Raw genomic sequence first — 23111 nt, 5'->3', positions numbered from 1 at the left:
CCATAAGCTTTTTGCCAACCAATTTCCCAGAGCAAAAGAAAAGCTAAAGCGGGAGGCCTGTATAAAGGTAGGGACTATTTAAGGGCTAATTTTGAAAAAAGGGATAAAATAGAAAGAGGAGCCGTGACAGCTCCTCTTTCTATTTTTGTTTAGTATAGTGGGTTAGAACTTCAGGATTCTTAAGCCCAGGGCAATGGCATTGACTTGTGGTCCTTTGTTTTCCTCAAATAACTCGTTGAGGTTGTATTTCACGAAGAACTCCAGGCTTCTGATGCCTACAAACCCAGAAAGGCCGTACTGGAAGTCGTTCAGGAAGAAGTCATCCTTGGTTTTGTCTTTGTTGTTGTTTCCCTCTCTGGAATATTTGATTTTGGAGTGGCTGCTGAGCGTATAGCCTACAAAGCCCCCGCCGCCCACCTTAAAGGCAGTTTTACCTTTGCGGTTTTTGAAGTTTAGGCCCAGCTCTAAAGGCACGTTCAAGGTGGTGGTGGCCAATTTGCTTTTCGCCAGGTTCAGGTTCAGGCTATTGGCGTTGATGAATTCCACTTTCTCGCCTGTGGTCTGAATCATGAGGTTGTCGTCAAACATGTAGTTATGGAAGTCAGCAGTGAAGCCGGTGATCAGGCGCACGGGGCTTTCCTTGCCGCCAATCCGGTAGTGCCACTTGCTGTTCAGGCTGATGTACCGAGAACCCAAAGGCTTGAGGTTTACGTCTGTGATGGCGCTGCCCGGTAAGGCTTTTTCGTTCAACCAGTTAGATACCCCCAGATCGATCTGGAAATCATATTCTTTTCTGGGATGCCGGTTTTCATAGCGTTTCTCATCCCGTTCCTTTACTTCCAGAGAATCACCGGCGCCTACTTTCACCTTTACCTTGGTGGAATTGTTTTCCTCGTCTCGGTCTATGTCAATGCCTACTTTGTCGGTGATCCGGATGCGGTTTTTCTCTTTGATGACTACTTCCGTGCCGCCGGGCCCGTTCTGGGTGATGGTGATTTTCACGTCCTCAGAGGTGTTGGCCTCCGACTTGTCAATGGTCACGGTGACTTCCTCGCCTTTTTTACCGGCCGCCTCAATCTGGTCGGCGTATTTTTCCAACAACAGCATGAGGGAGTCAAGGTTCTGGTTTTTTAGATTTTTCAAATCCTTTACATCTTTCACTACTACCAACAGACGGGCCTCGTTTTTAAGCTTCAGGATGAGCGTATCCTGGATAGCAGCCGGAGAAAGGCGAAAGTCGCTGGCGTGGGAAGGCAAGGCGATAGCTGCAGCCATCATGATGGCCGAAAGCAGGGCGTACAAACGTTTCATGGAAATTGGATTTTAGAGTTCTATGGTCTTTGAGATTTTTTTGTTGCCTATGATGGTTTCCAAAGCATAGGTGTGTTTGGTGATTCCTAAGTCTGATAATTTCACTTTCTCCCCGTCCCTAAGGTTCTTCACTTGTTTCAGGATGCCTTTCAGCACTCTCCCTGATTCAGGCTGGTCCTCTTCCTGCGGAAGGTTTGTTTCTTTAGTAGATGCGTGGGCCAGGGAAGTGGTTGCCTGGGCATCATCTAATTTCACAATTATTTCCAGAGAAGCTGGTGCGGAGGAGTTTTTAGCTGCTTCCTGGGCTTTAACCGGGGTAGTGGCGGCCATCAAAGCCGGCTCCTGGGTTGGCTGGGCCTCTTTGGGCTGAACTGCCAGGTTCTCTTCTTTCTTAGAAAGGGAAGTGGTAGTCGCGCTTTCTTTAAAAGCCTCCGGAGCTGCCTTAGAAGGCACCGAAGCCAAGGCCTGGTTTGGTTCGATGGACTTAGAAGCGGCAGTAGATGCAGGGAAGTTGGCTTCATTATTTGCTCCGTTCTTCTGGGTGCCCTGGGTAATAACTTCTTCAGTTGAACCTGCTGGGGCTCCAGTAGAAGAAGGAGCGGTTCTGGCAGTTGGTGCCTGCTGGTGTTGCTGCACATTGGCTACCGTGCCTGAGGGCTGTAAGGGATCAATGTTATCGCGGTTTACCCAGAGCCCCACGCTGAGCACCATGGTGACAGCGGCAGCGGCCGAATAATACCACATTCTCACGGTGCCGCGCTCTTCCTTTTGTTCAGCGGCCGCAGGAACCAGGAACGGGTTAGGCGTTTCCTGCTGCTGGGCTTCCTGCATACGCGCCTGCAGCCGTTCCCACGCTTCGTTTCGGGGTTGCACCGGCTGGTTTTCCAGCTTGTTTTTGAATAATCTATCTAAATCTTCTGCGCTCATGTCTTTTTCTGTTTAAAGGGCGATCAGGACACCTTGCCTGGCCAGCAGTCGTTGCAGCATGGCCCTGGCTTTACTTAACTGTGATTTGGAAGTACCTTCGGTGATCTGGAGCATGTCAGCTATCTCTTTGTGCGAGTAGCCTTCAATGGCATACAGGTTGAACACCGCTCGGTAGCCCGCCGGAAGTTCCAGCAGCAGTTCCATCATTTCCCCGGCGCTCATGTCACTGTCTGCCGAAGCATCTTCTGAGGCCAGGTAATTATGTTCCTTCTCAATGGCCAGGTGCAAGGGTTCCTGCTTACGTAAGTGCTGCAGGGCCTCGTTCACCATGATACGCCGCATCCAGCCTTCAAAGCTTCCTTTTTGCTCAAATTTGTTTACGTGCTGGTACACTTTCATGAACCCGTTGATCAAGACTTCCTCAGCATCCATCTCATTCTTGAGGTACCTTACGCACACCCCCATCATGGGGCCTGCGTAGCGATCGTACAAGATTCGCTGGGCTTTGGCATCGCCTTTTTGCAGTGCTAGTACCAGTTCAGACTCATTCACGGGTGGTAGAAGTTTAAGCTATAGTTTGGCTGTTTGTAAGGATAGATGCACTACCTTTTATTTCGGTTGCCTGAGGTGCAGGAAAAAAATTTAAGTAAATATAAAGAGATGCGCAGATGATCCTCTTTTTGCCGAGCTGAAATCCAAAGAACTTGCTTTTTCCAGCAGGGAGCTGAGTTGTGCCTGGCAGGTTGGGGCTTTGACAATAAAATGGAACAACCTTATTATCAATAGGTTAAATGCCTGTTTTAGAAGAACAGGAGAAAAACTATGGCCCAAGATCTGTAGGTTTTTAGCGTCAATCCTCTGACCTTTGCCTTATGAGAAATTTATTTGTAGCTCTTGTTCTTTTTTGTGCGCTTCCGCTTTGGGCTCAGGAAAAACCAAATCAGTTGGCTCCTGCAGAGTACAAGGAAATCAGTAAGAAGGAAAAAGGAGTTTTGGTAGACGTGCGTACGCCAGAGGAGTTCAAGGCAGGGCATTTGAAAAAGGCCAGGCATTCAGATCTACGCGGTGGCCAATTTGCAAATGAATTCGCAGATTGGAACCGCGACCAGACCTACTATCTTTATTGTGCCTCGGGCAACCGGAGTGGGCAGGCCCTAAAACTGATGCAGGAAGCCGGCTTTACCAAGGTGTACAACCTTGGCGGTTACAAAGACTTGAAAGCGGCCGGGGTTAAAACCAAAGAACCCAAGCAGAAAAAGGAGAGAAGCAAATCCCAATAAGAGCTATTCCCGTCCATAAAAGGTGAGGGGTTTTGGGGCCGTTTTATATAAAACTGCCCCAAAACCCCTCTTTTGGTTACTGAACTTCCCTAGTAGTTACCCACTGAAAGCATTACCAAAGTACAGGCGTGCATCGTTTTGATGTTCTGCTCTTTCGCTCTCTTCTCCAGTTCCATGTTTTCGGTTCCGGGGTTGAAGATGATGCGCTTTGGTTTGAGTGACAGAATATAGTCATACCAGGACGGTTGGTTCTGCGGGCCCACATATAGAGTGACCGTATCTACTTCGTCCAGGGCAGGTTTCTCTGTTTCAATGGGTAAACCCGCTACTTCCCCTTTCCTTATTCCTACAGGCACTACCTCATGGCCCGACCGTTTCAATTGGTGAACGGCCTTATAACTAAAGCGCCCCGGGTTGTCAGATGCGCCAATCACCACTGTCTTTTTCATCTTGTTTTAGGCTTAATTTTTAAAAAATGGCCGCAAAGACCTTCCGTGTTTATACTCCAAAATCGAGGGCGGGTTAACGGCCCACAAGCACCGCCACCTGTTCGGCACACCTTTCCCCGTCCATGGCGGCTGAAATGATACCACCTGCGTACCCGGCGCCTTCGGCACAAGGGAAAAGGTTCTGGATCTGGGGATGCTGCAAGGTTTCCTTGTCTCTTGGAATCCGCACGGGCGAAGAAGTGCGGCTTTCCACGCCTACAATCTGGGCCTCATTGGTAAGATAGCCCCGCATTTTATACCCGAATTCCTGGAAACCGCCTCTTAACCGCTGCCCGATCATGGGCGGTAGCACTTCCAGCATGTCTACGGAGGCTAGCCCCGGTTGGTAGGAAGTGTCTAGTAAGGAAGCAGAGACTTTCCCTTTCACGAAATCCTGCAGACCCTGCGCCGGAGCCACCTGGGTGCCGCCGGCGGCGGAACAGGCTTTCTGCTCCAGCGCTTGCTGCAGCCGCAAGCCCGCCAGAGCCCCGTATTGTTTCAGGTCCATGTCTTCCAGGTTCACTGCTACCACAATGCCTGAATTAGCGAATTTGGAATCGCGACGGCTGGGAGACATTCCGTTTACCACCACCTCACCGGGCGCGGTAGCCGATGGGACAATGAAACCGCCGGGGCACATGCAGAAGGAGAATACGCCCCGGTCCTGGCCTTTAAAAGGGACTTGGTGGACCAAGGCATACGAAGCAGCCGGCAGGTGAGGTCCCCGATCGCCGTCGCAGTGGTACTGGATACCGTCAATCAGGCTTTGCTGGTGCTCTACCCGTACCCCCATGGCAAAAGGTTTGGCCTCAATAAGGATGTTCCGGGCCTGTAGCAACTCATAGATATCCCGGGCCGAGTGGCCGGTGGCCAGGATTACGGCTTCGCCTTCCAGGGTGGACCCACTGGCAGTCACTACTCCTTCCATCTGGTTTTTCTCCAGAATGAAATCAGTGACGCGGGTGTTGAAGTGGATTTCACCCCCGGCCGCCAAGATGGTTTCCCTGATCTCGGAAATGAGGATGGGTAATTTATTCGTGCCGATGTGGGGGTGGGCATCAAAAAGGATATCAGGCGTAGCCCCGTGCTGCACCATGATCTGGAGGATGCGTTGCACATCACCCCGTTTTTTGGAGCGGGTGTACAGTTTGCCGTCTGAGTACGTACCGGCGCCCCCTTCGCCAAAGCAATAATTGGAATCAGGGTTCACCAGGTGCTCTTTGTTGATGGCCGCCAAGTCCCGGCGCCGGCTGCGCACGTCTTTGCCGCGTTCTACCACCACTGGTTTAAGCCCCAATTCAATGCAGCGCAAGGCCGCAAACAAACCTGCCGAACCAGCTCCCACTATCAAGACCCGTTTAGCGTCTGGCTTCAATTCTGGGTAGCCATAGGTGGGGGTGATAGAGGAAAGATCCGGGGTTTGCAAGTACACATCGGCCCGGACCTTTACCTGTACCTTTCGACCCCGGGCGTCAATGGAGCGTTTTATTTTATGGATGAAAACCGCCTCGGCGGGTTGTGTGATGCCAGCTTGCTGAAGGAGCTCCCGCTCCAGAAGGGCAGGGTCAAAGGCTACTTCGGGCGCCAAGACCAAGTCAAGTTCTTTTTTCATATGGGTGGTAAGGTAGTTAACCTTAAAATAGTGAGTAAGCCAAGATCCAGGCCTACAAAGAATGCAAAGATAGCTACTCCAGGGTAACCAAAAACAAGGCAGGAAAATTCGTTTTGACTTCTTTGGTCAGGTTTTTTCGCTTGAAAAAATTTCTTGGTTCAAATCAGTATTGGTATAAGATAATTTCAACTTTTTTCAGGGGTTTTCCTTTTGAAAGACATACCTATTTGCACTGTGGGCTAGGAAAAAATTAATAAAATTGAATTATTATAATAGATTTTGCTATCTGGTAAATTTATGTAATAACATGTAAAAGTTGTTCGTTTATTTTGTAGGCCAGAAATCCTGGACAAGAAGTTGAATTTTAAGGAAAGGAGGAGGGTAGAAAGGAAAGGTACAAAAGAGAATTATTCCAAGAATTACCACCAAAACGCTTTCGCTGGGGTACATCGTATATCCGGCCTTACCAAACTCATCAGTTCCTACCCAAGCGTTGAAAAATAGGAGCTATTTTTTTTGCGAACGGGAAACAGAACGCTTGCGCCACCTCAGACTTCTACAGACACATGAATTCTGGCAGCAAGGTTTCCTGCTCATAAACAATCAAAAACTTAAATGAAGAGAATACTTTTTTTCAGCTTCGTCTTGATGCTGTCGCTGGTTAGCCATGCGTGGTCTCAAAGCCGGACGATCAAAGGAACAGTGACAGATGCCCAGACCGGCGAAGGCATGCCTGGCGTTACCGTTCAAGTAAAAGGTAGTACAAACGCCGCTCCCACGGGCATATCCGGTGAATACGAGATCATGGTTCCTTCCGCTGAGGGAACATTGGTTTTCTCTTTCATTGGGTATGCAAACAAAGAAGTGGCCATTGGCACCCAAACCACCATCAACGTGGCCTTGGTGCCTGACCAGACGCAACTCAATGAGGTTTTAGTGGTAGCGTACGGCACGGCAGAGGAGAAATCCTATACCGGTTCAGTTACCTCGGTAAAATCCGAATCTATAGAGAAAATGCAGGCCAATGACGTGACCAAAGCCTTAGCGGGCTTGGCTCCCGGGGTGCAGGTGACTTCTTCCAGCGGACAGCCTGGTGCCACCAGCTCTGTACGGATCAGGGGGATTGGTTCAGTGAACGCCAACAGCGCCCCGTTATACGTGGTAGACGGTGCTCCTTATTCAGGAGATATCAACGCCATCAACCCGCATGACATTGAGTCTATGACGGTGTTGAAAGACGCTACGGCGGCTTCTTTGTACGGTTCACGGGCGGCCAACGGGGTAATCGTGATCACGACCAAAGGCGGTTCTGCTCCCAAAGAGCCTACCATCACCTTTGGTGCTACCGTAGGGGTTTCTGACTTTGCCGTTGATGATTACAAGACAGTAAATGCAAGCCAGATGTATGAACTGACCTGGGAGGCGCTGCGCAATGATGCCAGAGCCACGGCTTCTTTATGGCAGGGCAAATTTGCCTCACCGGAGGAGTATGCCACTAAAACGGTAGTAACCCGTTTAGCAGGCGCCGGCAACGGTCAGCAATACAACCCTTTCAGTGACGCGGAGCCGGTTGGTTTGGATGGCAAGATCAAGCCAGGCCTGACCCCAGCCTGGGACGAAGACTGGAGAGACGCCTTGTACAGAAAAGCGATCCGTCAGGAGTATGACCTGAGCGTGCAGGGTGGAAATGAGAAGAGTAACTACTATTTCTCAGGGAACTACCTGGACCAGGAAGGTGCTTTTATCACGTCTGGCTTTAAACGCTACTCTACCCGCATGCGCCTTAGCTCGCAGCTGCGTGACAACATTAAAGTAGGCTTAAGCGCTAACCTTTCTTATACAGACCAGAACGCGCCCACCTCCAGCGGTACGTCTTTCCGGAACGTGGTATCCTGGGGAAGAAACATCTCCAGCATTTACCCAATCTACCGCAGAAAGAACGCTGACGGATCACTGTTCACCGGTGGCAATGAGTTTGACTTCAACACGGCCCGCCCTTATGGCGGGAACAGTAACCCAGTGGGTACCACTGCCCTTGACATCATCAGAGGCACTAACCTGACCTGGGGCTGGAATGGGTACGCAGAGATCACTTTCCTGAAGGATTTCAAATACCGTCCATCATTGGCTCTAAACGGAGACAACTACCGCGGCGAGACCTTCTACAACCCTAACTTTGGTGATGCGGCCGGCTCTATTGGCGGACGTGGCACCCAGACCCGGAATTCCTTCACTGAATATACCTTCAACCATATTCTGAGCTGGAACAAGAAGTTTGGCATCCACAGCATTGACGCTTTGGGCGGGTACGAGGTCTTCAACCTTTCCTCTAACTCTGTGTCCACCCAGAAAACCGGTTTCATTCCAATTGCAGGAATGACGGAACTGGACAACGCCGCTACCATCGTAAGCTCCAACTCACAAAGAGACAGACGGGCACTGGAAAGCTTCTTGGGTCAGGTGAACTACGGCCTGGCAGATAAGTATTACGTGTCTGCCTCTTTCCGCCGTGACGGTTCTTCCCGTTTTCAGAAAGACGAAAGATGGGGTAACTTCTACTCTGTTGGTGGATCCTGGAGACTTTCTGAAGAGAACTTCATGAAAGAGCTTTCTTGGGTGAACAACGCCAAACTGCGCGCCAGCTATGGTACCTCAGGTAACGAGAACCTGGGTTCTTACTACGCTTACAGAGGTCTGTACAACACGGTATATCCTGACTTGTCAGCCCCTGGAATGGTGGTAACCACCTTAGAGAACCCTTACCTTACCTGGGAAAAGCAAGCCATCTTCAACGTTGGTTTAGACGCGACCATCTTCAAGAGAATTGATGTATCCTTGGACTACTACAACAGAGAGTCTAAAGATCTTCTCCTGAACAAGCCTATGGCTCCGTCCACTGGTTTCGTGGCCGTTTCGGACAACCTGGGTGCTTTACGCAACAAAGGGTTTGAGGTGAACATCACCGCGCACCTGATTGACAAAGCTGACTTTACCTGGTCTGCTAACCTGAACGCTGCCCACAACACCAATGAGTTCACTGAACTTCCCCAGCCAACCATTCTGGCCGGAACCAAGCAGTACAAAGTGGGTCAGTCTATCTATGACTTCTTCATTGAAGACTTTGCCGGCGTAGATCCTAAAACAGGATTGAGTATGTGGTACCGTGACGTGAAAAACGCTGAAGGGGTAGTGGAAAGACAAACCACCACCAACTACGCGTTGGCCACCCGTTACTACGTAGGAAATGCGCTGCCAGACATCACTGGTGGTTTCTCCAATAACCTCCGTTACAAAGGCTTTGACTTTAACCTGTTGTTCGCTTATAGCTTCGGCGGTAAAATCCTGAACACAGACTACAGCGGCCTGATGGGCGGTGGTTCTTCTGCCGGTACCAACTGGAACGCAGACATTCTGGACAGATGGCAAAAAGAAGGTGACATCACAGATGTGCCTCGCTTAGGAACGGGTCAGTCTTTGAACGCCAACGCCCGTTCTTCCCGCTTCCTGACAGACGCTTCTTACGTGCGTATGCGCAACATCACCCTGGGGTATACCTTGCCTTCAGCGGTTCAGGAGCGCATGAGAATGAAAGGACTGCGTGTATTTGTGCAGGGAGACAACCTGTGGACCTGGTCTAAAGGACTGGATGGAATGGACCCAGAGCAGTCGCTTGACGGGATCACCTCCAACAGCTTCCCTACCATGAAGACCTATTCTATTGGGGTGCGTGCCTCTTTCTAATCACAGACAAATAACTAGAGTAGATGAAAATTAATAAAGCAAGAATATATACCATCATTCTGGGCGCGGCGCTGGGACTTGGGGCCTGCCAGGATGATCTTCTGGAGACGGTTCCTTCCAATGCGGCGTCTTATGAGCAGGCGTTCAGCTCGCCGGCGGCGGTAGAGGCAGCCTTAACGGGTATTTACCGGTTAATGCGTGATGCTCCTTTGAACTCCGGTTCCACCCCAAGCCACGACTCTTACGGAGTTCCACATTTCAACCTTACCTGGGATGTGATGGGGCAGGATCTGATGGCCAACGCTGGTTGGTTTGTGTTCCAGTACGAGCTGGACAACAAACTCCCCACGTACCGCGGAACCTACATGTTATGGGCCACCAACTATAACATGATCACCAACGCCAACAACATCATCGCGAATGCGCCAAAAGTACCTGGAATCACCGAGGCACAGCGTACCGCGTTTGAGGCAGAGGCGAAGGCCCTACGGGCTTTTGGGTACTTCAACCTGGCCCGTACCTACCAGCATACGTACCTGAAAAACCCGGAAGCCTTGGCGGTACCGTTGGTGTTGGAGCAAACCACCATCAACACCGAAGGAAAGCCAAGAGCCACCCTTAAGCAAGTGTATACTCAGATAGTAGAAGACCTTACCACCGCTGAAAAGGGGCTTTCCACTTCCAGAGTATCTAAAAGCCGCGTAAACAAAAACGTGGTGCAGGGTTTGCTGGCCCGGGTGTATCTGGAAATGGGAGAATGGGCGTTAGCCGCAGACTATGCGGTAAAAGCACGCCAGGGTTATTCTTTGATGACTCCTACCCAATGGAAAGAAGGATTCAATACCTATACCAGCGGCGAGTGGATCTGGGGCTTAGCCCAGTCTGCTGACCAGCAGGTAGCGTTCGCCTCTTTCTATTCCACCATGGACGGCCGTTACACGGTTGATTCCAAAGGCAACAGAACGTATGTGCGCAGAGGCTACAACAACATTCGCGCGAATGACAAATTTGTGGAGTTATTTGCCTTGACTGATGCCCGCCGGGAGTTTCAAGAAGCCGTTGGTACCACCAACTCAAACCGCTACACCGTGACCAAGTTTAAAGACTTACCTGACCTGAGCGGTGACTTCGTGTTGATGCGTTCAGCGGAGATGATCCTGATTGAGGCGGAAGCCAAGGCTCGTCTAGGCGAGCATGACGCTGCCCAGCAGTTGGTGCACACCTTACGCCAGCAGCGCTTCACCGTAGCTGCTGATGCCGTAAAGCCTACTACCACTGATGCGGCCCTGGTTGATGAGATCTGGGTAGAGAGAAGAAAGGAACTGTACGGCGAAGGATTTGGCCTCATGGACATCAAGCGTCTGCAGAAGCCATTGGTACGTACCGGTAACCACACTGCTGTGATTGGTACCACACCTGCCAACAGCGACCTGTTTATCTACATGTTCCCTCAGTTGGAGACCATCAACAACCCTAATTTCGGACCTCAGAACCCATAAGCTGAGCTTTTGTATTGCTTTTAAAAATGGCTGCCCTTTTTAGGGGCAGCCATTTTTTATTTAGGGCCTACTTTTGAAATATAGCCCTAAAACGCAGTTATCAAAAATAGCTTGCCACCTAACTTAAAAGGTTCTTCAAGTATGAGTTCTCAGCTAATAATGCCCTCTTCCTTGCCATTAAAGTTTTTCAACTAACAGGGGCCAGCAATTTTCAGGAATGAGTTCATCATACAGACAGAGGCGGTTTGTATGCACTTTTTAAAACAAGCCTGATTTCGCTCCGAAAAAAATAATCTTGGAATCCACCTTGGCACAACAGATGGATAAACCAGCCAGATTCTAGTTTTAACTTGCCATAACTACCTAGAAACAAACCAAAAAGGACCTTCTATAATATAGGTGAAGGTAGATCAGTTCACTTAAAAATGCCTTCCCTACATTTAAGGCCTATTTTCAGAAAACAATCCCTAAACACATTCATCTCTAAAAATGAACATCCCCGGAAAAGTGGCTCCTTTCTATAAAAGAGCTCCTTTTCGGGGCTGTTCCTTTTATTCCTTTGGAAAGGCGAGCCGTTAACTTACTTCCCCTATGATATCATTGACCCATCCCTTGCCCCAATTGTCTTTTTCTTCCTGGGTCCAGATCTCTGGGAAAAAAATGCGTTTCTGGAATTTGGGTGGTAAATACTTTTGCCAGTTGGTTCCGCCGGTAGCGGCAATCATGTCGGGGTCGCGGTGCAGGTAGCGCACGGCTGACTTGTAGTGCATCAGGGGCCAGTTCACGTTCACGTTGCTGTCCAGCTCCTTCAGGTGGTTGATGAGCTTCTGGTTCTGCCGGTCCTCCGGCGAAAGCTGGCTAACCACGTGCCACACATTCTTGGTTTGGTATTCACGGGCGTGCTGCAAGAGCTCCTGCGAGTATTTTTCCTCAAACTGCAACAAGGTTAGGGTCTTGGCCCCCGTGGCGGCCTCGGTGGCGCCTTCTTTCCAATAGATGCAGCCAAACATCTCCTCCTGCGTGGTCTGCAGCCCAAGGGCCTCTCTTCTGGCTTTGTCAGTGAGGTTGCGCAGGTCAGTAGAGCAGATCTCTATCTTCCGGTATTGCACTGACTGGAAACCACTGGCGGGCATGAGGGCCATCCTGAACCGCAGGAACTCATTTTTGCCCATGCCGTCTACCATCACCTCAAAAGAATCAATCAAATTCTCAAAGTACCGGTTAATGCGGCCAACCCGCATAATGAGCATGTCTACAGTGGGGGCAGGGTCTTCCCCAATCTGCTTGTATTCATGCAGGCAAAGCTTGAAGTACAGCTCGGTGATCTGATGGTACATGATGAAGATCTCCTCGTCTGGGATCTTGGTGCGGGGGGTCTGCAGGCTCAGCAGGGTGTCCAGGTGAATGTAGTCCCAGTAGTTGAGGAAATCAGAGTACAAAAGCCCTTCCAGGTAAGAAGCCAGGTCTTGGCCCAGCGGGCGGTATTTCTGTTGGAGGCGCTCCAGCAGTTCCAGAACCTGGGGTGAGAAGGAGGGATCTGCCATATATTATTTTCTATATGTTGTAATTATCTTTCTTTACTTGCGACAAAGAAAGTAAAACTATTTGGATTGGTTTTGCTCCTAAAGGAAGAATTACCGGGGCTCAAACCATCAGAAACCACTTCCGGCTTCTCTATTAGAAGGAGGCGATTTGGAATTTTAGGCAAGGGGTGCCTTGGGCTGAACAATATATTTAACTTTGGTGCTGGAAGAACGCACGAAGACCATGGCAGAGAAAAGTAGCATTTTTGATATGATAGGTCCTGTAATGATTGGCCCCTCCAGTTCCCATACCGCCGGTGTGGTTCGGATAGCCAGGGCCGCCATCAGGATTCTAGGGACTATCCCGGAAGAGGCGACCATTACGTTCTACAACTCCTTTGCCCGCACCTATGAGGGGCACGGCAGTGACCGGGCCATTCTTGCCGGTTTGCTGGATTATAAAACCGACGACCTCCGGATTAAGGAATCATTTGACCATGCCAAGGAGCAGGGGTTAAGGTACACCTTTAAGTCCGTGGGAAACGCCTCCACCATGCACCCTAATACCATCAAGCTCAATTTAACCGCCCCAGATGGCCGGACGGCCGAGGTGATAGGCCAAAGCCGGGGCGGCGGGGTGATCAGCATAGTGGAGGTGGATGGCTTTCCTTCCAACTTCTCCGCCAACCTGCATACCCTCATCATTGACGCCGATGACGTGACGGGCAGCATCGCCTTTATCAGCAGCATCATTGCCCATGATGACTGTAACATTGCCACCATGAACGTGTCCCGGAAAGGCCGCAACGAGGTGGCCCGCCAATTCATAGAAATGGATTCTGGGTTGCGCCCAATCTCACTAGAGTACCTGCGGCAACTGAGTTGGGTAAAGAATGTGATCTACATCCCTAACATTGACTTATAAATGCGACGTTTTTCCTCAAAATTACTCTCAACGCTGGGGCTGGTCATTGGCTGCCACACCTTTTCCCTGGCCCAAACATCATCCCCCGCAGAGTCTGTCTGGAGTTTAGAACGTTGCGTGGAGCATGCTGCCAAAAACAACCTGCAGGTCAGGCAGTCGGGCCTTTCCATAGAGCAGTCGGCCATTGATGTGAAACAATCCAGGGCAAGCCAATTGCCATCCATCAACGGAAGCGGCTCGCATGGGTTTAACAACGGTTTTTTTCTGGACCCGGTGCGGAACCAGATCCAAAACACGCAGATCTGGTCGGGTAATGTGGGGGTTAGTGGCTCTGTGAACCTCTACAGTGGGTTGCAGACGAACAACACCATCAAGCGCAACAGACTGGAGTTAGAGGCTAGCCAACTGGACCAGCAGAAGGTGCAGAATGACGTTACCCTGAACGTGGTCACCGCGTACATGAACGTCTTGCTCAACCAGGAAATCCTTAAAACGAACCAGGAGCGGTTGAACCTGACCCAAAGCCAACTGGAGCGTACCCAAAAGCTTTTCCGAGCTGGGAGCGTGCCTGAAAGCAATGTATTAGATCTGAGCGCACAAATAGCTAGTGATGAACTGAATATCATCACGGCCCAGAATAATATTGAGCTGGCTGAACTACAGTTGATCCAGCTGTTGAACCTCACAGATGCCAATCCAATCAATTTCTCCATTGTTATCCCAAACATCCCAGATCCTGACCAAACGGTGATTGGCTTCGATGCCGAAGATGTGTACGCCACCGCCTCAGACAGAATGCCGGAGATTTTGCGGGCCAGACTACGGATTCAGAGCGCAGACAAATCCATTGCCATTGCCAAAGGCGGCTATCACCCCAGCCTGAATCTGGTGGGAAGCATCAATACCCGGTATTCCAGCGGGTCTTCCTTGATTTCGCTCGGTAATCCTTTCATTGAAAGAACATTGGTGGGTTACCAGGACGAGAACATGAACCAGCCCCTCTATATTTATAACCCTTCCGTTCAAAGGACCCCTCGGGAGTACCCTTACTTTAACCAGTTACAAGATAACATTGGTCAGTTCATTGGGTTGAACCTGAGCGTTCCCATCTTGAACGGGTTCAGGGTGCGCAACAATGTGCAGCTATCAAAAATTGGGCTCAGAAACGCAGAGATCAATTCAGACATTGCCAAAAACGAATTGAAACAGACCATTGCCCGTGCCTACACAGATGCAATTGGGGCGCAGAAAAGGTTTGTGGCCGCCAAAAGGCAATTAGAAGCCTTTGAACAAGCCTACAAGAACGCGGAGATCCGGCTCAACAACGGCCTCATCAACAATGTGGATTTCAACGTGGCCCGCAACAACTTAGTGAAGGCCCAATCTGACATTATCCAGGCTAAATACGATTACACATTCAGACTCAAGTTCCTGGAGTTCTACCAGGGCAAAACCATTACTCTCTAAGCAACTCATGGCAAAACGCAAATCAAACAGACTGATCTACATTTTGGGAGGCCTTCTAGTGCTTCTGCTGGTAGGTTTATTAGTAGCAAAAAAGAGTGGCTGGATTGGCAAGGAAGAAGGGATAGAAGTAGCAGTGGCCAAAGCCAAACCCGCCTCCATCATAGAAAAGGTAAGTGCCTCCGGCAAAGTGCAGCCCGAGATTGAGGTAAAGATAAGCCCAGACGTATCAGGCGAAATCACTGAGCTGTATGTGAAAGAGGGTGATTCCGTGGTGGCAGGGCAGTTGCTCCTCCGCATCCGGCCCGACAATTACCAGTCCATGGTGGAGATGCAGTCGGCCTCTGTGAACACGCAACGCGCTAACCTGGCCCAAGCCAGAGCCCGCCTGAACCAGGCCCTGGCTAACAGCAAGAATGTGCAGCAGTCGTATGAGCGTAACCGCAAACTCTTTGACCAAAAAGTGATATCCCAGTCAGAGTTTGACGCGGCCCGTGCCCAGTACGAGGCCAACCGCGCTGAAGTGGATGCTGCCCGGCAGAGCGTTCGGGCCGCTGAGTCTACGGTGCGCAGTGCCAATGCTTCTTTAGATGAATCACGCAAGAACTTAGACAAGACCACCATCTATGCCCCGGTGAGCGGCACGGTTTCTAAACTGAACGTAGAGCGTGGCGAGCGGGTGGTGGGTACCTCCCAGATGGCGGGTACAGAGATCATGCGCATCGCTAACCTGAACAACATGGAAGTACGGGTGAACGTGAACGAGAACGACATTGTACGGGTTCAGTTAAATGATTCAGCCTTGGTGGAAGTAGATTCGTACACCAACTCTAACCGGAAGTTCAGGGGTGTGGTGACCTCCATTGCCAATACTGCCAAAGACGCCGCCACTTTAGAAGCGGTAACCGAGTTTGAGGTCCGCATCAGGTTACTGAACGACTCCTACCAAGACCTGATCCAGAAAAACGGCCGCACCCCGTTCCGGCCTGGTATGACCGCCTCCGTAGATATTATCACGGAGCAGAAAGACAATGTATTATCGGTGCCGTTGGCTTCTGTGACCACGCGGGCCAAGGACAAACCTAAAGGAACCCCCACTACCACGGTAGCGCAGGGAGAAGGCGATAAGCCTGTGCGGGCCGAAGACCGGCCAGACGAAGTAGTGTTCGTGCATGAGGGTGGTAAGGTGAAGATGGTGAAAGTGAAAACCGGTATCAGTGACTTTGACAACATAGAGATTCTCTCAGGGTTGAAGCCTGGCCAGGAAGTAGTCTCAGGTCCGTTCAAGGCGGTGTCTAAACAACTTAAAGAAGGTGATTTAGTTACTGTGAAAGACGAGAAAGCCCTGAGCAAAGAACTGAAAGAAGAGGAAGAAGAGACAGAAGATAAATAGCCTTGCAGGAAAGAGAAAGAATTGCCGTATTAGGCGGAGGCAGTTGGGCCACCGCTTTGGTGAAAATACTATCAGAGAATAAAACAGACGTTAGCTGGTGGCTGAGGAGCAAAGAAGACGTGCAGCACCTCCAGCAATATGCCCATAACCCCCGGTATCTGAGCGGCGTGCGCTTTGACCTGGAGTTCGTGCACCCTTCCAATAACATCCAGGAAACGGTGGCTAACGCGGAGTGGGTCATTTTAGCAGTACCAGCCGCCTTCGTGGAACAGGCCCTGGAGGCCCTTCCTCCAGATGCTTTCCAAGGGAAAACCTTGGTATCTGCGGTGAAAGGGATGATACCTGGTAAGAACCTGCTGATCACAGATTTCCTGGAGCAGACCTACGGCGTACCAAGCGACCGGCAATGCGTGATTGCCGGCCCTTGCCATGCCGAGGAGGTGGCCCTGGAAAAGCAGTCTTACCTTACCATTGGCTCCCATGACCTGGCCCGCGCCGAGATGTTCTGTGCCTTGTTGCGCAACCGGTACGTAAAGGCCAACCCCCTAGATGACATTGACGGGATTGAGTACTGCGCCGTCATGAAGAACGTCATCGCGCTGGCCTGCGGCATTGCCCACGGCCTGAACTACGGCGACAACTTCCAGGCCGTGATGGTGTCAAATTCCATGGAGGAGATTGAGCGGTTCTTGGATGCCCTCATGCCCCTGCACCGCGATTTGAAAGGCAGCGCCTATCTGGGTGATTTGCTCGTGACCGCATATTCTCAATTTAGCCGCAACCGTACCTTCGGTAACATGATTGGGCGGGGCTATACCGTAAAATCAGCGCAGGTAGAAATGAACATGGTGGCCGAAGGCTACTATGCCGTGCAGAGCATCTACCAGCTCAACCAGCGCCTAAACGTGGAAATGCCCATTACTACGGCCGTGTACAACATTCTATATGAGCGGATCGCGCCGGGCGTGGAAATTGAAATCCTGAAAGATAAGTTTAAATAAAGATTTTCAAAAATAGCCCAGAAACAGAAAGCCCACTATTTGCGGATAGTGGGCTTTCTGTTTCTGGGCTATTCTAATAAAAAGATCCCTTATCCAGGAAAGCATCCGCAGAAGGTAGAAAAGGACTTCCCGGTGTTTTAGCCCTCCTTCTTTGAAAAGGCGCCTAAAACGCTTAATTCGGGATTAGGAGGTTTCTGTAGAGACAAGGCACTGCCTTGTCTCCGGCCCATCAGGCTAAAGCAACCAAGCACCTCTCTTGAGTGGATACCTAAACCTAAAACGTCTGCAACTCCTGGTACAACCGGTGAACCGGTAACCCCATTACATTGAAGTAAGAGCCTTCAATACGCTCAATGCCCACCAATCCCAGCCAGTCCTGGGCGCCGTAGCTACCGGCTTTGTCAAAGGGTTTGTAGGTGTTGATGTAGAAGTCAATCTCCTCGCGGGTAAAGTCACGGAAGTGCACGGTGGTCACGTCATGGAACACCAAGCTTTTCTCCTGGCTCAGGAGGCAAACGCCAGTATACACCTCATGGCTGCGGCCCGACAGCATGGTGAGCATACGCGTGGCCTGGGCGTGGTCATATGGTTTGTTCAGTACCAGTTCATCCAGGCAGACTATGGTATCGGCGGTGATGATGACGTCTTCCGGGTTAAGGCCCTCCTGGTAGAAACTGGCTTTGTGGGCGGCCAGGTATTCGGCCACTTCCGCGCGGGCCAGTTCCGGGGGGTAATTTTCGTCTACCTCTTTTACCCGCACCTCAAAAGTGAGACCCAGGTTGGTGAGCAGTTCTTTACGGCGTGGGGAATTAGAGGCCAGGATAAGGTTTCTAGTGGAATTCATTTTCTGCGATTGAGCTGAATAAAAACCCGCAAATGACTTTGGGGTAAAAGAACGTTGATTTTTGGGGCATAACCGCACCAGAATGGCACACCCGCTGTACTTCTTCCATTTTCACCTCATTGGTGATAAGGGCGAGCTGGGCTTTTCCGGCATCCACTTTGGAGAGGCACTCGGCAAAGGAGCGTACGTAGGAGAGGCCCTGGTATTGTCTCTGTTCCTCCGCCGGAATGCCCAACACCTCCTCCAGGATAAAGTAATGCATGACGGTCAGGTCCAGGTCTTTTACTTCCTGCGGCATGTGCCAGGAAAGCTGCGCGTGCACCTCAGGTTTCAGCCGCACTTTGTAGGCTTCTCCCTCCAGGTATACCCCAAACGCCCATTTCTTACCGGTGATGATCTCATCCAGTTCAAAAGGGTCAGCAATAGGAAGCACCGTGAAAAATTCTTGCAGCCTCTCCAGGAAAACTTCAGGTGCCAAAGGCAAAGTATCTAAGAGCCGGTGGGTTGGCAGTATTCTTAAATCATCTGAGGCGGCGTTGGTGAGGTACATCAAGTGATAATGGAAAGGCTCCTCCCCGGTAGTATCCGGGTACGCCTGCAGCATCTTCTGGCGGTACTGCAAAGACCCCTCGTACCGGTGGTGGCCATCTGCCAGAATCACCTGTTGGTCTCTAAGCAGGTCCACGAACTTCTGAATCACCTCCGCATCATGAATCACCGAGAGCACATCGCGCACCCCCTGGTAATCCTCTGATTCATACAGGGGAGAGGTGATACTCTCGTCCATGTACTGCTCCAGGGTGAACTCTGGGTCGGTGAAGAGGCCATGGGTGGCGCTGGTATGCATCTGGGTTTCCTCCAGCAAGGCAATGCGGTCATTCACCGCCGCCGGAATAGTGTTCTCGTGCCGCAGGATCACCTGGTCTTCCCAGGGGTAGGCTTTGATATGGCACATGAACCCTTTGCGGCAGAATTCCCGGCTGGACCCCGGGAGGGTAAAATACTGGTAATACACGTAAATGCCGGGCAGCGGGTCTTGCTGCAGGATGCCGGCGCGTTTCCAATGCTCCACCGTTCGCCGGGCACTGTCAGCGGGGTCAGGCCCCGGGGGAACCGAAAGGTGGATGCTGTTATAGGAATTCCTGTACAACGCCTGCCGCTGCTTTATAGACACCACGTCAAAAAGCGGGGAGGTGAGTGCGTCAATGGAAAAGGGCAGTTTAGGGTTGTACCGAAACCCCTTGATGGGAAGTATTTCAGCCATGGCCAGGTTTTAAGACTGTTTTTTGAAATAGACCGGCATAACTCAGGGGGCCAACCGCTGGATACGCCAGTTCCCGCTGCTTTCCAACTCGTACAGGAGCCGGTCATGCAGGCGGTTTTGCCGGCCCTGCCAGAACTCTATGCGCTGAGGCCGCACCAGGTACCCACCCCAATGGCTTGGCCGGGGTAGCACTTCCTGGTCTTTGAATTTAGCGGTGTATTCCTGTTCCAGGTGCTGCAGAACGAACCGGTCGGGTATGGGTTGGCTTTGCGGCGATGACCAGGCGCCAATCTGGCTGCCCCGGGGGCGGCTCTGGAAGTACGCGTCTGACATCTCTTCCGGCACCCGTTCCACGGTTCCCTCTATGCGAACCTGCCGTTCCAGCGAGGGCCAGAAAAAGGTAAGGGCGGCGAAGGGGTTTTCCTGGAGTTGCTGGCCTTTGCGGCTCTCATAATTGGTGTAAAAGACGAAGCCTGCCTTCTCCAGGGCCTTGAGCAGGACCACCCGCGCCGTGGGCCGCCCCTGGGCTGTGGCCGTGCTCAGGGTCATGGCCGTGGGTTCATCGGCCTTGGCCGCCAAGGCTTCCTCCATCCAGGTGCCAAATTGCTGGAGCGGGTCCTGGGCAACAGATTCCTGGGTGAGTTCCTTCAAGGAATAGTTGATCCTGATATCAGCGAGAGACAAGGGTTTTTCCATGGCGTGGGGCTTGACAGGTTGTGGAAGCCAAAAGTAGGGCTTTCTCCTGAAAAGGTATAGGTTCACCTAAAAAAGGCCTTTCTTTTAGTTCTTAGCAGATACCACCCTACCTTTGCCCGCGTTAATAGAAAGCAATTCAACCGCTCCCGCAAACCAATTGCAAACCGATACAGTAAGTATAGAGAGCAAAATCCAGGGAACAGATGGCAAGAAAGATGATGAAAGAGATACAGAACGGAAGCATATTGATCTCAGAGCCCTACCTGGGAGACCCCAACTTTGAAAGAAGCGTGGTGGTCATCTGCCAGCATGACAAAGAAGGCACCGTAGGCCTGGTGCTGAACCGCATTTCTGCCCTCCATTTATCAGATGTGGTGGAAGTGAACGGAGAGGTCTTTGACATGGCCTTGGCAGTAGGAGGGCCCATGCAACCCAACACCCTGCATTACATCCATCGATTGGCGCAACTGCCTGAGGCGCAGCCCATCTCAGAGGGCTTGTACTGGGGAGGCGACTTCGAAGAACTCACCCGCCTGCTGAACCAAGGCTTGGTGGCACAGGACGATATCAGGTTTTTTGTGGGTTATTCCGGGTGGAGCCCGGGCCAGTTACAGGAAGAAATTGAGAAAAATGTTTGGTTTGTTAATAACAATGCTGCGAATAAATTGCTTTCTTTGAATACAAATACCTTGTGGCGCGATATTTTAAAGGAAATGGGAGGCAAATACAAGATGTACGCCAACTACCCCGCAGACCCAAGTTTAAACTAATCCAACGGCGCAAAGCCCCACGTGAATGATGAACCAAGATCCGGAAAATCAGCAAATCGGAAATACGGAAGAAAGAACGAACCAGGATCCGGCGCAAGAACAGCGTAAAATCTTGGAAGACCGTATAGCCGAGATAAATGGCCGCCAGGAGGAACCAGGAAACCCTGCGGACATGATGGAAGAATCACCTGCCGTGGAGGAAGCCCCCGCCTCTAGTAGCGCCTCGCCTGTAGATGGCTCTGACGTAGCTGCCCCTCAGGTAGACCCAGACCTCACCCAGTCCAGTGTACTGGCCACTGAAACGCCGGCCATGGGCTCCATGGAAGCAGACCCGGAAGACCCTGGCCAGGCCAGTGGTGTTGCCGCAGATGCATCGGCAGAGCCAGAAAACAGCCCAGGAACAGCGCCTGCCCAGTTTGAGACTAATGTGGAAAGCCCAGCAGCTGCCACTGAACAAGAAGGCGTAGGTGCCTCTGAGCCTGCTCCGGCCATGCCGGCCTCTGAAGAGGTGCACCCTGAAGAGGAAGAGCTTCATTTGGAAGAGGATTTCTCGCATCTTCCCATTGAGGAAGTAAGAAACCGCATTCTGGCCTTGGCCCAGGAAGGAAATGCCCGCAAATCTGGCCGGGCTTTGGGCACCCTGTACCGGGTATATGAGCAGCAGTTCCAGGAGGAGCGGCAGGAAGCCTTGAACCGGTTTGTGGCCGAAGGTGGCTCAACAGATGACTTTGAGTACAACGCCCCGCGGTCGCACAAAGATGTGGAGCAGGCCATGCAGCGGTTCCGGGAAGCCAAGTTCCGGGAGCAGCGCCAGGAAGAAGAACAGAAGGTGGTGAACCTGCAGAGAAAGCGGGAGTTGCTGGAGCGCCTGCGGGTGTTCATTGAATCTTCTGAGACCCAGACCAGCGGCAGCTCCATCAAAGAACTGCAGAATGAGTGGAAAGCCATTGGCCAGGTTCCTACGGCAGAGGCCCAGCAGTTGTGGAATTCCTACCACGCCCTGCTGGACATGTATTACAACAACCGCAGCATCTTCTTTGAACTGAAGGAGCTGGACCGGAAGCGGAACCTGGATGCGAAAAACCTGCTCTGCGAGCGGGCCGAAGGCTTGGCCAAAGAGGAGAACATCAACAAGGCGTTGCAGGAACTGCGGCACCTGCATGATGAGTGGAAGCACATAGGCCCAGTGCCCAATGACATGCGCGACCCCGTGTGGAACCGGTTCATCCAGGCCTCTGAGCAGGTGCATGAGCGCAAGAAAGCCTTCTTTGAATCCAGAAAAGCCGAAGAGATGGCCAACCTGGACAAGAAGAAAGAATTGCTGGCACAGATTGAACAGTTCTCCCACTTCACTTCAGACCGCATCAATGACTGGCGTGATAAAACAGACCAGATCCAGCAACTCAAAGAAGCCTGGGATGCGGCCGGCCTGGTGCCCAAAGAAAACGCGGAGGAGGTGAACAAGGCCTTTTGGAGCTCTTACAAGGCCTTTTTCCACCACAAGAACACCTTCTTCAAGGCCTTGGACGAAGAGAAGATGCAGAACTACCGCCAGAAGGTAGCCCTTTGCGAAGAAGCTGAAAGTCTGCAGAACAGCGAAGAATGGGACAGCACCAAGGAAAAACTCATTCAGCTGCAAAAGAAATGGAAAACCATTGGCCGGGTGCCAGACAAGTACTCAGACAAGATCTGGAACAGATTCCGCACCGCTTGTAACGCATTTTTTGACCGCTTGCACCAGGAGGCCCAGCAGAAGGAAAGCCAATTGAATGAGTTGTCGGCGCAAAAGCAGACCTACTGCGAGCAACTGGCTTCTAAAGTGGCAGACCCTACCTTTGTGGGTTCTCTGGACGAGTTCAACCAGATCCATCAGGAATGGCACGCGTTCTCTAATGAACCCAAGCGCAACCCAAAGGTAGAAGACCGGTTCCATTCCTTGCTGTCTAAGTACCTGGACAAGGTGCCCGAGATGAACAAGGAGCAGAAAGAGCAGACCCTGTTCCAATTGCAGTTGAACCACCTCAAGGCCAGCCCAGATGGGGATCAGAAGCTGTACCAGAAAGAACAGCACCTGCGCCGCGATATCACCTCGCTGGAGAACGACATCTCTACCCTGAAAACCAACATTGAATTCTTCGCGCGTTCCAAGAATGCCGAGAAGCTGCGGGAAGAATACCAATCAAAGATTGACGAGGCCCAGAACCGCATCCAGCACCTGAAAAGGCAGTTGAAAGCCCTGCGCTCCTAAATTTTTCTGATTGACTTTCAGGCCCTTTATCAAAAGGAAACAAATAAGTTAAGAGGTCTTTTTGCAAATATCAAAAAGACCTCTACTTTTGTATCGCTTTCAGAAACCACCTGGGTTTCCGACAG

The 23111-nt window shown here is 51.2% G+C and carries 18 protein-coding genes; 9 read left to right on the top strand and 9 right to left on the bottom strand.

Annotation, left to right across the window (positions count from 1 at the left end; all coding sequences use genetic code 11):
- Nucleotides 1–162: 162 nt before the first annotated feature.
- From FOE74_RS08695 to FOE74_RS08685, 3 genes are read right to left on the bottom strand one after another with little or no spacing between them, the layout of a single operon-like run.
- Nucleotides 163–1311 carry an outer membrane beta-barrel protein gene (locus FOE74_RS08695; RefSeq protein WP_149098219.1) on the bottom strand — a complete coding sequence of 383 codons (1149 nt, stop codon included), beginning with the start codon at nt 1309–1311 and terminating at the stop codon, nt 163–165.
- Nucleotides 1312–1323: 12 nt separating this feature from the next.
- The gene (locus FOE74_RS08690; RefSeq protein ID WP_149098218.1) at nt 1324–2238 is read right to left on the bottom strand and encodes a hypothetical protein; all 915 of its coding nucleotides are present in this window, start codon (nt 2236–2238) and stop codon (nt 1324–1326) included.
- A gap of 12 nt (nt 2239–2250) precedes the next feature.
- Nucleotides 2251–2790: an RNA polymerase sigma factor gene (locus tag FOE74_RS08685; RefSeq protein WP_149098217.1), complete on the bottom strand. Its 540-nt coding sequence runs from the start codon at nt 2788–2790 to the stop codon at nt 2251–2253.
- Between the two features lie 392 nt (nt 2791–3182).
- Here FOE74_RS08685 and FOE74_RS08680 point away from each other — a divergent pair, with 392 nt between their 5' ends.
- Nucleotides 3183–3518 (top strand): rhodanese-like domain-containing protein, encoded by a 336-nt coding sequence (locus tag FOE74_RS08680; protein WP_225840746.1) that lies wholly within the window; start codon nt 3183–3185, stop codon nt 3516–3518.
- Between the two features lie 89 nt (nt 3519–3607).
- Here FOE74_RS08680 and FOE74_RS08675 read toward each other — a convergent pair whose 3' ends face one another.
- Both FOE74_RS08675 and FOE74_RS08670 read right to left on the bottom strand, forming a co-directional pair.
- Entirely contained in the window at nt 3608–3967 is a 360-nt protein-coding gene (locus tag FOE74_RS08675) for a CoA-binding protein (protein ID WP_149098215.1), read from the bottom strand.
- 73 nt (nt 3968–4040) lie between these two features.
- Nucleotides 4041–5618: an NAD(P)/FAD-dependent oxidoreductase gene (locus FOE74_RS08670; RefSeq protein WP_149098214.1), complete on the bottom strand. Its 1578-nt coding sequence runs from the start codon at nt 5616–5618 to the stop codon at nt 4041–4043.
- Between the two features lie 615 nt (nt 5619–6233).
- Here FOE74_RS08670 and FOE74_RS08665 point away from each other — a divergent pair.
- Both FOE74_RS08665 and FOE74_RS08660 read left to right on the top strand, forming a co-directional pair.
- On the top strand, nt 6234–9359 hold the full coding sequence (locus FOE74_RS08665; RefSeq protein ID WP_149098213.1) for a SusC/RagA family TonB-linked outer membrane protein: 3126 nt from the start codon (nt 6234–6236) through the stop codon (nt 9357–9359).
- 23 nt (nt 9360–9382) lie between these two features.
- Nucleotides 9383–10858 carry a RagB/SusD family nutrient uptake outer membrane protein gene (locus FOE74_RS08660; RefSeq protein ID WP_149098212.1) on the top strand — a complete coding sequence of 492 codons (1476 nt, stop codon included), beginning with the start codon at nt 9383–9385 and terminating at the stop codon, nt 10856–10858.
- A gap of 575 nt (nt 10859–11433) precedes the next feature.
- On the opposite strand, the gene FOE74_RS08655 is transcribed toward FOE74_RS08660, so the two are convergent.
- A complete protein-coding gene (locus FOE74_RS08655; protein ID WP_149098211.1) occupies nt 11434–12402 on the bottom strand; it encodes a tryptophan 2,3-dioxygenase family protein in 969 nt (322 codons plus the stop codon).
- Between the two features lie 223 nt (nt 12403–12625).
- Here FOE74_RS08655 and sdaAB point away from each other — a divergent pair, with 223 nt between their 5' ends.
- Genes sdaAB through FOE74_RS08635 form a run of 4 tightly spaced genes read left to right on the top strand, consistent with a single transcriptional unit; the run spans nt 12626 to nt 17164 of the window.
- On the top strand, nt 12626–13306 hold the full coding sequence (gene sdaAB, locus FOE74_RS08650) for an L-serine ammonia-lyase, iron-sulfur-dependent subunit beta (RefSeq protein WP_149098210.1): 681 nt from the start codon (nt 12626–12628) through the stop codon (nt 13304–13306).
- The gene (locus FOE74_RS08645; protein WP_149098209.1) at nt 13307–14773 is read left to right on the top strand and encodes a TolC family protein; all 1467 of its coding nucleotides are present in this window, start codon (nt 13307–13309) and stop codon (nt 14771–14773) included.
- 7 nt (nt 14774–14780) lie between these two features.
- The gene (locus FOE74_RS08640; RefSeq protein ID WP_149098208.1) at nt 14781–16163 is read left to right on the top strand and encodes an efflux RND transporter periplasmic adaptor subunit; all 1383 of its coding nucleotides are present in this window, start codon (nt 14781–14783) and stop codon (nt 16161–16163) included.
- Nucleotides 16160–17164 carry an NAD(P)H-dependent glycerol-3-phosphate dehydrogenase gene (locus FOE74_RS08635; protein ID WP_372428190.1) on the top strand — a complete coding sequence of 335 codons (1005 nt, stop codon included), beginning with the start codon at nt 16160–16162 and terminating at the stop codon, nt 17162–17164. Before FOE74_RS08640 ends, FOE74_RS08635 begins: the two co-directional genes overlap by 4 nt.
- Nucleotides 17165–17438: 274 nt before the next feature.
- Here FOE74_RS08635 and FOE74_RS08630 read toward each other — a convergent pair whose 3' ends face one another.
- From FOE74_RS08630 to pdxH, 3 genes are read right to left on the bottom strand one after another with little or no spacing between them, the layout of a single operon-like run.
- On the bottom strand, nt 17439–18008 hold the full coding sequence (locus FOE74_RS08630; RefSeq protein ID WP_149098206.1) for a Maf family nucleotide pyrophosphatase: 570 nt from the start codon (nt 18006–18008) through the stop codon (nt 17439–17441).
- Nucleotides 17995–19272, bottom strand: coding sequence for a DUF1015 domain-containing protein (locus tag FOE74_RS08625; protein ID WP_149098205.1), 1278 nt, complete (start codon nt 19270–19272; stop codon nt 17995–17997). Before FOE74_RS08625 ends, FOE74_RS08630 begins: the two co-directional genes overlap by 14 nt.
- A gap of 42 nt (nt 19273–19314) precedes the next feature.
- Nucleotides 19315–19968, bottom strand: a complete 654-nt coding sequence (pdxH, locus tag FOE74_RS08620; protein WP_149098204.1) for a pyridoxamine 5'-phosphate oxidase — start codon at nt 19966–19968, stop codon at nt 19315–19317.
- A 215-nt stretch (nt 19969–20183) separates the two neighbouring features.
- Here pdxH and FOE74_RS08615 point away from each other — a divergent pair, with 215 nt between their 5' ends.
- Together FOE74_RS08615 and FOE74_RS08610 are read left to right on the top strand one after the other, a co-directional pair.
- On the top strand, nt 20184–20738 hold the full coding sequence (locus FOE74_RS08615; protein ID WP_308422687.1) for a YqgE/AlgH family protein: 555 nt from the start codon (nt 20184–20186) through the stop codon (nt 20736–20738).
- A 112-nt stretch (nt 20739–20850) separates the two neighbouring features.
- A complete protein-coding gene (locus FOE74_RS08610; protein WP_188686539.1) occupies nt 20851–22986 on the top strand; it encodes a DUF349 domain-containing protein in 2136 nt (711 codons plus the stop codon).
- The last annotated feature ends 125 nt before the right edge of the window (nt 22987–23111 follow it).

It is taken from the genome of Rufibacter glacialis, from assembly GCF_008271745.1.
Taxonomy (GTDB): Bacteria; Bacteroidota; Bacteroidia; order Cytophagales; family Hymenobacteraceae; genus Nibribacter; species Nibribacter glacialis.
Note: the sequence above shows the minus strand (reverse complement) of the source record. Positions and strands in the feature narration are given on the sequence as shown.

What these genes read in the sequence shown, in the direction of transcription:
- FOE74_RS08695 (WP_149098219.1), bottom strand. Translation starts at nt 1,311, where the DNA reads ATGAAACGTTTGTACGCCCTGCTTTCGGCCATCATGATGGCTGCAGCT.
- FOE74_RS08690 (WP_149098218.1), bottom strand. Translation starts at nt 2,238, where the DNA reads ATGAGCGCAGAAGATTTAGATAGATTATTCAAAAACAAGCTGGAAAAC.
- FOE74_RS08675 (WP_149098215.1), bottom strand. Translation starts at nt 3,967, where the DNA reads ATGAAAAAGACAGTGGTGATTGGCGCATCTGACAACCCGGGGCGCTTT.
- FOE74_RS08670 (WP_149098214.1), bottom strand. Translation starts at nt 5,618, where the DNA reads ATGAAAAAAGAACTTGACTTGGTCTTGGCGCCCGAAGTAGCCTTTGAC.
- FOE74_RS08665 (WP_149098213.1), top strand. Translation starts at nt 6,234, where the DNA reads ATGAAGAGAATACTTTTTTTCAGCTTCGTCTTGATGCTGTCGCTGGTT.
- FOE74_RS08660 (WP_149098212.1), top strand. Translation starts at nt 9,383, where the DNA reads ATGAAAATTAATAAAGCAAGAATATATACCATCATTCTGGGCGCGGCG.
- FOE74_RS08655 (WP_149098211.1), bottom strand. Translation starts at nt 12,402, where the DNA reads ATGGCAGATCCCTCCTTCTCACCCCAGGTTCTGGAACTGCTGGAGCGC.
- sdaAB (WP_149098210.1), top strand. Translation starts at nt 12,626, where the DNA reads ATGGCAGAGAAAAGTAGCATTTTTGATATGATAGGTCCTGTAATGATT.
- FOE74_RS08645 (WP_149098209.1), top strand. Translation starts at nt 13,307, where the DNA reads ATGCGACGTTTTTCCTCAAAATTACTCTCAACGCTGGGGCTGGTCATT.
- FOE74_RS08640 (WP_149098208.1), top strand. Translation starts at nt 14,781, where the DNA reads ATGGCAAAACGCAAATCAAACAGACTGATCTACATTTTGGGAGGCCTT.
- FOE74_RS08630 (WP_149098206.1), bottom strand. Translation starts at nt 18,008, where the DNA reads ATGAATTCCACTAGAAACCTTATCCTGGCCTCTAATTCCCCACGCCGT.
- FOE74_RS08625 (WP_149098205.1), bottom strand. Translation starts at nt 19,272, where the DNA reads ATGGCTGAAATACTTCCCATCAAGGGGTTTCGGTACAACCCTAAACTG.
- pdxH (WP_149098204.1), bottom strand. Translation starts at nt 19,968, where the DNA reads ATGGAAAAACCCTTGTCTCTCGCTGATATCAGGATCAACTATTCCTTG.
- FOE74_RS08615 (WP_308422687.1), top strand. Translation starts at nt 20,184, where the DNA reads ATGATGAAAGAGATACAGAACGGAAGCATATTGATCTCAGAGCCCTAC.